Source organism: Bizionia argentinensis JUB59 (assembly GCF_000224335.1).
In the GTDB taxonomy this organism is placed as follows: domain Bacteria; phylum Bacteroidota; class Bacteroidia; order Flavobacteriales; family Flavobacteriaceae; genus Algorimicrobium; species Algorimicrobium argentinense.
On the sequence record NZ_AFXZ01000067.1, the window covers coordinates 1 to 13,864 of the forward strand.

General features: G+C 31.3%; 7 protein-coding genes and 1 pseudogene. 1 reads left to right on the top strand and 7 read right to left on the bottom strand.

The window, feature by feature from the left end:
* Positions 1-669, bottom strand: a pseudogene (locus BZARG_RS13680) (hypothetical protein); the annotation flags it as partial.
* 174 nt (positions 670-843) lie between these two features.
* On the opposite strand from BZARG_RS13680, the gene BZARG_RS13685 reads away from it, so the two are divergent.
* Complete coding sequence (locus tag BZARG_RS13685; RefSeq protein WP_237702605.1) at positions 844-1,158, top strand: helix-turn-helix domain-containing protein; 315 nt, start codon at positions 844-846, stop codon at positions 1,156-1,158.
* A 44-nt stretch (positions 1,159-1,202) separates the two neighbouring features.
* On the opposite strand, the gene BZARG_RS13690 is transcribed toward BZARG_RS13685, so the two are convergent.
* The 6 genes from BZARG_RS13690 to BZARG_RS13715 form a co-directional block, all read right to left on the bottom strand.
* Positions 1,203-1,928, bottom strand: a complete 726-nt coding sequence (locus BZARG_RS13690) for a hypothetical protein (RefSeq protein WP_008639468.1) — start codon at positions 1,926-1,928, stop codon at positions 1,203-1,205.
* A 28-nt stretch (positions 1,929-1,956) separates the two neighbouring features.
* Complete coding sequence (locus BZARG_RS13695; protein ID WP_008639478.1) at positions 1,957-6,051, bottom strand: DUF6443 domain-containing protein; 4,095 nt, start codon at positions 6,049-6,051, stop codon at positions 1,957-1,959.
* A 6-nt stretch (positions 6,052-6,057) separates the two neighbouring features.
* Positions 6,058-9,516, bottom strand: a complete 3,459-nt coding sequence (locus BZARG_RS13700; RefSeq protein WP_008639522.1) for an RHS repeat protein — start codon at positions 9,514-9,516, stop codon at positions 6,058-6,060.
* A gap of 406 nt (positions 9,517-9,922) precedes the next feature.
* Complete coding sequence (locus BZARG_RS13705) at positions 9,923-10,435, bottom strand: hypothetical protein (RefSeq protein WP_040288873.1); 513 nt, start codon at positions 10,433-10,435, stop codon at positions 9,923-9,925.
* The gene (locus tag BZARG_RS13710) at positions 10,432-11,634 is read right to left on the bottom strand and encodes a hypothetical protein (protein ID WP_008639658.1); all 1,203 of its coding nucleotides are present in this window, start codon (positions 11,632-11,634) and stop codon (positions 10,432-10,434) included. Before BZARG_RS13710 ends, BZARG_RS13705 begins: the two co-directional genes overlap by 4 nt.
* On the bottom strand, positions 11,634-13,811 hold the full coding sequence (locus tag BZARG_RS13715; RefSeq protein WP_008639638.1) for a type II secretion system protein GspD: 2,178 nt from the start codon (positions 13,809-13,811) through the stop codon (positions 11,634-11,636). Before BZARG_RS13715 ends, BZARG_RS13710 begins: the two co-directional genes overlap by 1 nt.
* Positions 13,812-13,864: the final 53 nt, after the last annotated feature.

The window sequence follows — 13,864 nt, forward strand, 5'->3', positions numbered from 1 at the left end:
ACCATCTAAATCCTCAATCAATATTAACTTGTGTTGCAGTTCTGTGCGATTGAAGTAATAAAAAGCGTTGGCAGATAATACTGTAATTTCTATTTTATCTTCTTGTGGTATGAGTTCTGATACTTTGGATTGCAAATGTGTTTTACCAACTCCGGAACTTGCCAAGCTGATACAATGCAAAGGATTGTTAGTTTTCTTTGACGTAAAGATTAGGTACATTGTTTGTCTATTATTTTCTTCGCCAATAACTCCGCTTATCCCTATAAGTCTGTTGGTTTCCTTTAGTAAGTCTTTTCGTTTCCCAAGTTTGATAGCTTCCTTTTCTTCACTTGCTGATAGTTCTTTAAAATATGGTTTGTGCAATTCTGCTTCTTTTTCCAATAACAAAAAGCGATGGTTCTCCAGTTCGTGAGTGAGTTCCTGTAATGTTCGTCTTGCTACGCTTGTTCCAATCTCCAATCGTTCTGCTATTTTTCTAACAAACTTCTCTACTTGATTATCGTTGTATAAATCTATCGAGTGCCTTAAAATATTATGCTCTTTGGATTTTTGGATTGATAAAGTAATTCGTAAACTCTCTAATTTGTTGAGTTTTATTCCACCCAGAACGTGGATTTCTAAATACTTGGTGGTGTAATTGTAGTTGTTTGGATTGCTTGTATCTAACATTGTTAAAAAGTTTTTAAAACACATTATAATACACAAAGAAACACAATAATATTTATTTAGACAGTATTTTTATGTTTTTATAACTACTTTAATGTTTATATATTTGCCAAAACCTTTGATAATACGTGTATCGACACATAATAATATATATCTATGAGTTCATTTGGTAAAAAATTGACAGAGTGTAGAAAAGCAAAAAACCTATCTCAAAAAGAGTTAGCCAATATTTTTAGTACGTCTCACACCACGATTGGCAAGTACGAACGTGATGAGATGACACCTTCTATCGAAGCTGCTAAAAAATTGGCGAAGATTTTAGATACGACCGTTGGTTACTTACTTGATGAGAACGATAATGCAGATTTGTTTAAAGACCCAAAAATGTTGCAGAGATTTCAGGATATTTCCAACCTTGAAGATAGAGACAAAGAGTGTCTTTTAACTACGGTTGACCATTTTATAAAAGCTTCCAAAATTAGTGCTATGTAATAAAAAAACCACCTCGTTAGAAGTGGTTTTTTTATTACATAGCTTTAGCAACTATGCCTAATATCTATAATTATTTCTCTATCTTTTCTCCATCTAACCCAACCAATAATATCTTCCTTTGATGGTTCTTCTCCGATATAACAATCCTTATCATCTCTAACCTTTAACCAATCTCCTTTTATTTCAATAGGGATATATAAGTAGTTACTGTAGCCTTCTATTATTTCAGATTCATTATTAGGCTCTTTTCTTAAAGGCGTATTATTATTTCCATATAAATAAGGATAAGATTCCATTAAGTGTTTTTCAGGTGTCTTAAATTTCAATAAACCTTGATTGCCTTCAATTCTTATATAACAATCAATATTATTTACTTTAACTTCGTAATAACCATTTTTGCTACCATCGCAATCTAAAATGAATAATCCATATTCAGGGTAGTAAGTATTTACTTTTAATTTTTCCTTGTAAAGATGTTCTTCATTAATTATATCGTACTTGTCATTATTAAAAGATACATTTTTCCCTTTAAAAAAAGCTAAAGTATCTTTTTGTTCATTTAGCAAAACAAGTCTTTTCTGACTATTGTAGAGTTCCTTAATATTTACGTACAAAAATCCCTCTTGTTTAACATCAACAATATCTTCATCAGCCTTTGCTGCTATTTCGGACTCATTATTGATAGTTTCTTTTTTTTGTATGTCTTTGGATTTTTGCTCATTACAGCCTACAACAATAAGAGCAAAAACCGATAAAACAATAAATCTCATATTTTTCATTTTATAATCAAATTTACATTTATATTCCTTGGGCTGTTAATGTTGATACAGGCACAGCCAAATCTCTTGTTGTAACATTTGGTCTATAACCTTGTAAATGCTGGTGATTATAGTGGCTTTTCAAATGTTTCGTTCCTGACACATTATAACTTTTATTATTAACCCTCTTTGTTCCATCTACCATAGGTATCTCTTTTGTTGGCGCAATTAGAGTAGATGACCTAATATCCTTGTAACCAAATTTTTTCAATGAAGCATTCATACTTGACGATGCAGTTTGGTCGATTTTATCAAAATTTGCTTTACTGTCCTCGTAGTCAATTGGATTTCGTGTTCCATTATTACCTGCATATCTGATATCAGCATTTTTACCATTAACGTGTGAAGTGCTTGGACTTGGTGATGACCCATCAGAATTACTAACACTTACTACAGAAATTTCTTGTCCAGAATCTGCAGAAGCACCTATCATAGAAGCTAATGCTTCTCCAGAGATATTCAACCTACTTTCATTACCTGCTTTGGCACTTATCTTAACACTTGTGTCTCCACTTGCATAACTTATATTAGGTGTCTGTATTAATCCATTATCATTTTTAGCAAATGTGCCAACATTATGATTAGTTCCTCCACTATCAACAAATGTAAAAGTATCAGTAGCATCATTGGTTTTTTGCCTTAAAATAGAACCATTTGCATATATCTTATAATTGTCAAATGGCGACATTCCATCTGGGTCTATATAATAGATTGGATTATCAAATGCATAATTATAAGGACTGTGTCTTGTCATATCTTCTGCCAACGGGTCAAGATTCATCCAACGACCAAGCCATTTATCATAGTTCCTTGCTCCAAAATCCATCCATTGCAAACCAAGTTCGTCGTTCTCTTCTTTACCTGCAAAACCGTAAGGATGATGCACACCGTTTATCACATTGTTGTAACCTTTGTGAGAGCCACCAAAAGGATAATAATTATTTTCTTCTACAATTTCGGATTCAGTCTTTTTTAATTTTATATCATCATACCAAACACTTCCTGGTGTACCATAAAAACTTGAAATACGAATATTTAGTTTATCAATATTTGAAGGGACCAAAACTGTTCTTTCAAAATAGACCCAAGTGTTTTTTGAGCTATTATCCCTATAGTCATCAACATGGGTGTAATATGAGGTTTCTTCGTTTTCATTCATAAATAAGAGTATCCGTATTTTAGGACCATTACTGTAGGCCCAACCAGAATATGTATACTCTGTAGCTTGCGTATTACTAATAGGAATCCATGAGTTACTATGCACGTATTTTTCTGCTCCATTTAGATTACTTATTTTAGCTGAATATTCTCCGGAATACTTGAAAGTTTCATCATATGCCGTTACTGAACCTCCGTATTTGGCGCCTTGGCTATCCCATCCACTAGCACTTTCAAAATCTTCATTAAAGATTCCTAAATCAGAAATAGTACCATCTCTATCACTATCCTTATAGCTCAACCTTATATTCCCTAAATGATCTTTGTATTGGTAAATATAATCAAAACCATTTGAATTATTGGGTTCAGCGTACCCTTCTGGGTGATTAAAGAATTTAAGTTCTTCACCAGAGTTAGTCTTTTCATAAATATAATTACCTGAATAATAGGTGAGTTTTGGTGCAGTACGAGGAGCAAATTGCCCTGATGATATGTATCTTTTTGATAGCTTGTTTCCAATGGCATCATAAGTGTACTCAACGGTTCCTTGTGTAATATTGGAGTTCTCTAAGCCTGTTAGAGAATAAAAGGAAACCTCAATTGGTAAGCTTAAGTGGTTGTATTTGATATTTACAATGTGTTTATTAGCATCGGATATCATATTCCCATTTCCATCATAAACATAGTCAGCACCCGATGTATTTCCATCTTTAAAGCCTGTTTCATTTCCCGACCCATCATGAACACGTTCTAACTTATTGCTATTGGCTTGGTAGGTGTACATAAGCTTATCCATAAAATTAAAGTTTAATGGATTTGTACTATTTGGTTGCTCTACAATATGGCCTTTTCTAAACAATTTAGTTAAATTACCGTTACGGTCATATTCTATGTTTTTAACACTGTAGCGATCTTCCCATCCACCACCAGCAAATTGGGCGTCCTTAATTCTATTTAAGGCATCGTAATCATAAATATATGAAAATTTAGACTGATTTCCAGATTTTGTTTGCCAGTTAACCTGCGAAATATTTCCGTTGTATAATGCTTTTCCAGAACTATGAGATGGTGCATTATACTGTATTTGAAAGCCAAACAAATTAGCTCCTAAAGCATCTGGATTGTTTATTTGTTTTAACCAACCTCTAATATTATAATCGTAACTAATGGTTTGTAAGCCTTGAGAGTCAGTAGTCTCGCTAGCTACAAATCCTCCTACATTTTTAGTTACTAATTGGCCCAATTCATCGTAATGGTTATTTACAATAAGTTCAGAATCACCTTGATTAATGGTCTGAACCTGTGTTAATAACCTCCCTTGGTGGTCGTAAGTAAACTGATCGAGCGTGACTATATTATTATGACCTGCTTTTTCATGGCACGATTTACTTTGAATAACTTTGTCTACAAAGTCTAGCTCTATTTTATTCCAGTCAATAGTGTTGAGATACTCGTTTTTACTAACTGTAAAAATAGGTCGTGCTTTGGCATCATAATATACAGCTGTAGTAATCCAATAGGTTGTGCCCAAAACCCTAACTTGACTAATGGTTAAAAGTGTTTTATTGTTATTAGATAACGATTGATTATAACTATTTTGATAATTAAATACGGAATCTAGATTGATATTATAATCATCGTAATAGTTGATAGTTAATACTTCTATATTGTTATTTGGTAACGCAGTATTCGAGTAAAATAAACTTACATTATTTATGTTAGTTGCGGTTGTTTTTCGGTTTTCATTAAATTCAGACTTCAAATTAATACTACTCTGACGCTCTTTGCGTCCATCGTTCTCTTCACTCCCAGAAGGCTCATAAGTATGTAAACCCGTATAAATTACTCTACCAAAAGTGTCGTATTTGGTAAACAGCCATTTATTATTTACACGTAGATTTGGATCTTGAGTTAAAACGGGTCTGTCTAATGTATCATAAACAATGAATTCCCATCCTTTACCTGGTATTTTCTTTTCTATAAGGCGATTTCTATAATCGTAATGGTAAACATAGCATAGTCCATCTAATACTGTGGAAGATATTGCTCCAGAACTTGCAATTTGACTAGAAGCTTCTGGAGGTATAACATAGGTTAAATTCCCGAAGACATCGTAGACATAATAGGTATCATGCAGTTTATTCTCATTATAAGAACGTTTTAAAATAACTTGACCTTGTTTGTTTTTAAATTCTTCTGTGGTGTGATCCTTTTTATGCTGCTGATTAAGCTTCCAGTTTTCATCTTTTGTAATCGTCTTATAAAGCTGACCTGCTGGATAATAATCTTGAAAAACTAATTGGGTTTTTTCTGTATTATTGCCGGGGTGCTTTACTGAAAACTTCTTAACATTATCCTTGATAGCATTGTTGGGGTTTCCTGAATCAAATGTATTAGTTTGATACACAAATTTTATGGTGTTGCCCGAGTTTACGGCCCAGTCTTTTCCTGGTGATGCTTGCTCCAATACTCTATTAAGTGGAGAGGCTTCAAATACTGTTTCGCCGTAAGGATTGGGAGAGGACATATTTAAATCTTCAGGAAACGTATTTACATAATAGGCTTCTAAATTAGTAAAAAACTGATTATTTTGGGCCTCATAGTTTAAAGAAGAATTAGTTCTTGCCATAGGCAGGTGGTTTTTTACTTGGCGTCCAAAATTATCATAAACTATGGGTATTATAATATCCTCTTTACCTCCTCCTGCTTGTTTTACGATGCTTTGTTTTGGATTTCCTAATCCATCGTAATAAGTAATGGTTTCTGTTTTGTCATCTGCGAAAATGTTTACTAAATTATGCTCATTGGTTTCTGGAACATTATAAATGGTCGTTTGAACGTGATTTTCTGTTTCGCTTTGTGCAAGCACTAAATTTGACACTAATACGACTGCTATAGTGAATAGGAATTTGTTCATGTCTGTTTAGTTTTTATAGTTATAATCTTTCTTGTTTAAAATATTACCAAACCTGTCTTTGATATATTTTAAACGATTGAATTCATCGTATTTATAATAAATAACATTACCTCTTGGATCTGTAACGCTAGTAACACCAACTAAAGGATTATAAGTGTAAGTCGTGATTAGCGCGTCCTTTAGGCAACTGGCTTCTGAATCAGGAGGAGGGCTAGAGCAATCTATTGTTCTCAAGTCATTTAATGCTTCTCGTAGGAGCCCTTCGTCTCCTTGATAGTCTATACTACCATCCGAATTAATTACATCTTCTGACGTATCCATATCATTATTAGATAAGGTGCGTAAATTGCTAACATAGCTTTGTATTTCTGTATAAGTTGCATTTTCAATTTTGGCAATAGGTAGTGTTTGATTATAACCCCAGATATATACTATATGTACATTGTATTCGTCGTCTGTTTTGCTTATTTCCAGCGGATTGCCATAGCCATCATGTTTATGATATGTAAAAATATTTTTAAAATCGTCATTTACTTTGGCGCTTTCTACATTTTCTATTAAAACTAAACTATTTTGATGTTTAAAATTTTTGCGAAGTTTCTCCTCTGATAAAATGATATTATTCTCATCTGTTTTAACAGATACCATAAGGACAGGTTCAGATATGCGATTCTGATTAACTAATTCCGACATAATAGGATCCGTTGGAAAATCTAAAGAGTAATAAAATTTTCTTTCTAATAGTTCTCCTTTACTATTAGTTTGTTTACTTATGCTGTTTAAAAAAGGATATTCATCCCTAATCTCAATCGCACTAGTATTAGAAACGAATCCGTTATCAAAATATGTTTTTTCTAATATTGTTTTAGGGTATATATGATATGATAAGTTTTTGTATTTTGTAATAGTTACATTTTGGTTATGAAAGTTGTGAGTTAAAATTGTATGAACAGGTAGTTGATAACAAGAGTGATTAATACTTTGCGAAGGAACATTATTTGCGTTTTTTGCTATGCAATAAAAACCATCTAAATTAACTGAAGCATGTGTGTGATTTGTTGAACATTCAGTTGAATTATAGCTGTACTCGGTTGCTTCTTGGGAACAGTTATATAAATTATTAGAACTGTTTGCTAAATCATGATATGGGACTTCAACTCTGAAGTTGTATTGTACAGACTCCGTTAAAGGGATGGTTTCATAAATAGTTTCTTTCTCTGATTGCAAATTTAGATTTGCATCAAATATTTTCCTTTTTAACTCTAAACCGTTTTTAAATCCAAAATTTGTCAAAGTAGCAGCTCTGTTGTCATCTAAACCTGGAGTCAAGGGAATTGAATAATTAATAGTTTCGCCAAAATAATCTCTATCTGTATTAAATTTAATTTCTTCTCCACCATTTTCAAAATTATCGCCTCCATGAGAGATGGACACGTATTTATAAAAAACACTGTTATTTCCCGTATCAAAAAGGTTAATCAAGCTTGATGAAGTAACATTTATAGTTGTACCATAAGTAAAAGGAGAATCGACTAACTTATATCCTTTACTAATGAAAAATGGATCAGCCCCTTTATTTCCAGATGAAATATCTAATTTATTTATTTTACTATAATAATATCGCTTTATAATAGGGTTTAAATTATCGTCTGATTTATAATTACTTGTTTTTTTTACTCTTACTCCACCAGTTATAACATTATGAGATATGGTCTCGGGTGCATCTTTGATATAACTAAGATAAACACCTGCCCTTGTACAGAGTCTACTTGAAGATAAATCAACTCTGTAGGTCTTGTTAGCACGCACTAATGCATAAAAAGATTGAGGAGTACCTGCGGGAAGCTGTACACTTGAACTAACATTAGTCTGATTTTTAAAAAAATTAACAAATTGATCATCTTCAATACAGTACATTCTAACTACAGCATTGTGGCGAAAACCTAAATCGAATTGATTGCTGCAAGCAGACCTATTAAAACTAGAGCTCCCGAAGAAATCTATTTGCTGACTAATAGATGGAGATATTATAACAGAATGAGTAGTGGTGCCAAAATCATCTTCTTCTAGATTTAAATGTAAATTTTCACTTGTTGGATTGGGAGAAACTACTTCAGTAGTATTATAATCATTAGATTCATACTCAATCTTCGTAAATCCTTTTGTAGGATAATATATATATTCCAGCAACCCTGTTTTGGCAAAATCTTCAAAAGGATCTCTGTTTGATCCATTATAGTTGTAACCCTCTAAAGAATAACCTTTTAAGCCGGACGGTATAAGATTCGAGTTGTTTTGTCCATTATAATAACCCCAATTATCCTGACTAAAGGATAACCTACTGGGAAAATTAGCTTCGTTGATATAATTGAAGGAGTATTTTTTTGTAGAATCTTTATATTTTATTTCTTTTAAAAAAGTTCGGTTATTTGAATTTAAATAATTATTAAATGTAATTTCATCAATTACATTCTTCTCTCTATCTTTTTGTGTTATTAGTGATAGAAATTTACCTATATATTCGAACTCCAATGAACCCCATATAGGATTATTGCTATAAATACGACTTACGTACTTGTCTGTTGTATTCATGTGGTGACTATAAATATTAGATACGTAAGGATTTTGTGTATATGCAACACCGTTAGGAAAAGTTTGATAGTGTGGATATGACTTTTCCATGTATTGAGACATACTTGCAACAAATAATTTATTATTGCTAGAATACTTAAAATACACTTCATCCCCGAAAGGATGAACAATTTTTGTTAAATACCATGCGGAATAATACGTTTGCATGGGACTGTATCCACCTCCGGAAACTCGAGAATTAGTTACTTGAGATTCTTCAAAATAGTATTTTACCCCATTCGAATCTGTCATAATAAAGTTATAGGAATCAGTTATATCAAAGTCTATCTTAATTTCGTGGTTATTGACTAATTGTACTTCATTATTGTTTTTTATATGGAATTTACCATTAATTCCATTTACATTAATATAGAAAATATCATCTTCAGAATCGCTTTGATCTTGCTGTTTTAGATAAAAATATTCTTGAGATTCAGGTGACTTTCTATGAATTTCATCGAGCATCTTTTTTGGTATGCCAGGGCTAGAGCCATAGTTTTCATCATCTGGCTTATCTCTAACAACTCTGGTTATAATTCCTCCAGCATTTAAACGCCAACCTAATCCTACAATAGATTCTAATTCGTCCACTTTTAATCCATTGCTGACATATGCCAAATAAACAGGTACTTCAATATTGTTTGTTTTAAAAGAAACTATCGGCAGTTGTTTGTTAATAGCTCCAGTAGACAGGCCAATTGGTAAGTTACCGTAGGACCCTAATCCATAAGATTCAGGGGAAGGAGGACTTATATTTGGAAGTTGGGTATTTATTACTTGGGAGTAACTTATTAATCCAAATGATAACAGTAAACATAAAACTATTTTATTCATTTAAAGTTTGTTTTTAATAATTGAAACAATTTATATATTCCCCAAATGTGTTAATAAATTCTTAATTTTAGATGTTTTTTTAACAAAAAAAATAAATAATCATCAAATTTTACGGTATAACATTACGAATTTTATGGTCTTACCATAAATGAAGTTGAAAATTTCTGGTTATTTTAATATTAAAAAGTATTACGTGGATCCAATGAAAACTACTAGATTTCGTACGATTTGGAGAAAATGATGAATCTGAAAACTGATTGATCATTTTTCTATAAAATTTAACAACATGTATTACCTGAGTTTAAATTTCAGAAGAATCTTGATGTATAATCTTTTTATCTAGACTATTTAAAGTGATTTTTTTGGTACCAGAAATTGCTTAACCTGTAAGAGAATTATTTTGATTTTACCCAAAACTTCTCAATAAAACGCTGGCCTCTAAAAAAGAATTACCTGTTCTAAAGTTCTTCTTTTTCTCAAAGTGAAGATTAATAATTTCACCATATTTACTCTTTTGTTCTAACTGATGTATTAGCTGTATTATGTGGTTATAATCGCCTTCAATTACAAATTTATAGGTCTTAATGGTTAAGTCATTTTGCAACGCTATATGAGGCTCTAAAAAGCTAATAATTTTAATATTATTTTCTTCAGCAGTTGCATTAATAGATTTTAGCAAATTATTTTGAATGGATGATCCATTTAGTTGGTATTTATTAAATAAAGAATCGTAATATTTATGTTTTTGTTTTAATAGTGAAAGCTCTTTAGGTGTATTATTGAAAAGTAATTCTTGAATTTTAAGAGAATTGTGTTCATGTACTAAATCAATTGATTTTGAAATAGCCATTTTAAAGCAAACAAAAAGAAGTATAATGAATCCAATTATTAAAGTGATATTTTTGTTTCTTGATGTCATTTTATAATAATATTAAGACTAAATTCAGTTAGAGACTTATTTGATTCACCGAATTCAGTTATGACTATTTCCTCAATCCATTCTATTTCCTCTAATTTAGAAATCCAAATTGGAATATCTACCATTGTTGCGCTTACACCATTTAATACTATTCTGTTTAGTTCGGACTCTATAGGTTTGTCAGGATTAATACGTTTAGTTAATGGTTGGAAATTAAATTCAGAAATACGAATCGATTCTGGTAAGCTAGTCATAATGGCATTTGCGTAGAATGAGCTTTTCGAAGACTCAGTCTTTAAAATATCGTTGATAATTTTTTCTTTTTTATCTAAATCTTCCTTTAATATTATTAACTTTTGCTTTGAGGACTGATTAATTTGTGATGTTTGTTTTAATTCTGTAACCCTATTGAAGTAGTGATTGAAAATAAAGAAATTAAAAAATAATATGGTCAAAATAAATAATAATCCAATCTTTAAAAACTGACTAAAAAATCTTTTCTGTTGATAATTATCTATTAAGATGTTGTATTTGGATTCAAAATTTGAATGTTCATTTCCTTTTTGTAACAGTACCAAGTTTAATGTTGCGGCAAATGATAACAAAAATGCGCTAGAAACATTCAATCCATTAATGTTATAATTATGTGTTCTTTCAATTGTTTGTTTGATTATATCTTTAATCTCATTTTTATCTTTTTTAATCAAAGCATTAGATGTATAAATTTCATCGGAATCGATATAGTCTTTTACATTTAATAAGGCATGATTTCCGAAGGATACATTTACGACATAAACGTTTTTATTTAGGTAAACTTTTATAAGATTATCTATGTATTCTTTGCGACAAATAGCTATAAAACAAGCACTTTTTTGACGTATAATATTAAAATAAAATTCCTTAATATTAATATTGGGATAGGCATTCTGTATAATTTTGGAATCTTCATCATTTGAAAATGGTATTTTTTTAGAGAGAACCTTGTCATTATTAATTACTACCGTAATACCAGATTTTTTGGGAATATAATTTGTTAAATTTTCAAATGAATCTAAATGTTCTTTTGAAACGAGATTAAGATTGTTCTTTTTTTTCTTTAGCGAAATAACGAGGATAGTTTCGTTATTTTCAACGACCGTATGTTCCACACCATAGTAGGTGTTACCAAATAAAAAATAGTGTTTTAATTTATCAAACATTAATAGATGACTGTTGGTTTAATTAAAACCGTTAACTTAGATTTAAATCCTTCGCGGGTTTGTTTACTAAACAACCATTTTATTATAGGTATTCTTGCTAAGAGCGGAACCCCTGTACTAGATTTATTTTCCGATTGCTCTTCTAAACCTCCCAATATTGCTATGTCCTGATCTTCCATACGAATGATTGAACTGAAAGTTCTAGAATTGATATTTGGAGGTGCACCGGCTGCAATACGAGCGCCAAAGGCGGATTGAATGACGTTAATGTCTAATAATACTTGTCCATCGCCTGAAACAGAAGGTCTTATAATTAATCCTAATTGTGCTTCAATTGGAAAATAGTTGGTAATTTCTGATGTTTGTGGGTTGTTTGTTCCATAAATGTTTCGTTGTGTAACGGCATAATAGGATGTTTGACCGTTAGAAAACATAGCTTTATGCCCGTTTAAGGTTGCTAATTTTGGTGTGGAACGAATCTTTAAATTTCCATTTTTTTCTGCTAGTTTTATGCTTGCAAAAAAGTTTGGAACCACTTTTCCAAGATTAAAGCCGCTAAACGAACTAAATCCTGATAATATGTTATTAATTGTTTTGGCGCCAAGACTTAAATCTGTAGTAGGATAAATATCGCCTTTAGTTGTTGTAGGCGCATCAGCAATTCCCCAGCTAACTCCAGCTTCAAGGCTCATATTTTTATTTACCTCTATAAACATTACCTCAATTAATATTACTGGTACAGGCTTATCAATAGTATTTAAAAAATCTTTCAGACGTTCAATATTAGTACTCGCTCCATTTACATAAAAGGAATTTAGTTCGTAATCTACCTTTATATCCAGTTCCTGAATAAGCTCAATAGGAACGATATCTAATAATGTACGTTTCTCTTCTGAATCATTATTTGAGGAACTTTGATAGTTTGATGTGTTTTGGTTGCTAGAGTTTATATTATCAAATTGGTTAAATGAATTACTATTATAATTATCATTTCCAGAATTATTGAAATTATTACCTCCAACATTACTACCACCTGTTTTTCCAAAGCTATTTGAAGCATCTCCTAGCAGTGAAACTGAACGATGTCTCATGGAGATAATTTCCAATTTTCTAACACTTAATTGCTGTTCCGTTCCAAAAAAATAAATATCATCTTCTTTTTTAAATGTAAAGATGGTATTGTTTGGAGAGGAAAGGTTTTGATCTGATCTTTGTTCTGTTTGAGAGTTTTTAGTATTATCTGTAATAGCTTGCGCCTCAAAAATTTTAACTAACAATTTATCAAAATTGATGCTTTTTGCTTTAAAAGTTGCTGTTCCTGCACCATCTAAAGGGGATGCTGTGAAAACATCTATATTTAGTTCGGTTCCAATATCGCCAATTATGTCGGCTATAGACGCGTTTTGAAAATCAACTTCAATAAGCTTATTAATAGGGTCTAAAACTTTGAAATAGATATTTGAGTTTCGTCTTCTGGTAGGTCTTATCGCGTTTTGTTGATTATTCTGATTTGCATTAGTTGCAACATCAGGATTTAGGTCGCTTTCAAAAAGATAAAAATTATCCTTTGTTTTTTCAAAATACAGATTATTAGCGTAGGCTAACTTGCTCATTGCTACATCAAATGGTGTTTGCTGGATATATGCTGTTAAAGGCTTGTTTTCTAGTCCAGGAGAGAACACTAGGTTTTTACCTGATTGATCCATAATGCGTTTGAATACATCGTATAATTTATCATTTTTAACATCAATAGAAATGGAATTATTCTTTGGCATATACGAAATAGGAATAATTTTTTCTTCTATCTGTTCGGGTTCTTCTACAAATGGTTTAACAGATAAAATATTACCAGTAAAGTCAATAGTTAAACTATACTCTTTACATAAAAAAACCAATAAATCGGTAACAGTAACATTTGTAAAGTTATTTTTAATAAGTTGGTTTAAGTCTGGAGCTACATTAATGTTCACTTTATGAACATCTGAAACGGCTAATAGAAAATTAGCTAATGATACATTATTGACTTGAATTTCGGTTTTTACATTTTCGGTAAGTCCAGCGGTTTCAGTTGATAAAGCTATTAATTGATTTTTGATATTCAGAATCCGCTGATCCTCTTTTTGTGCAAAAGAGTAGCAGAAACTTAATAAGATTAGTATGTAAAGTGTTTTTTTCATAATAATTACTCGTAAACCTGTACAATGAGAGGTTAGGAACGGAAAGCTTTTAA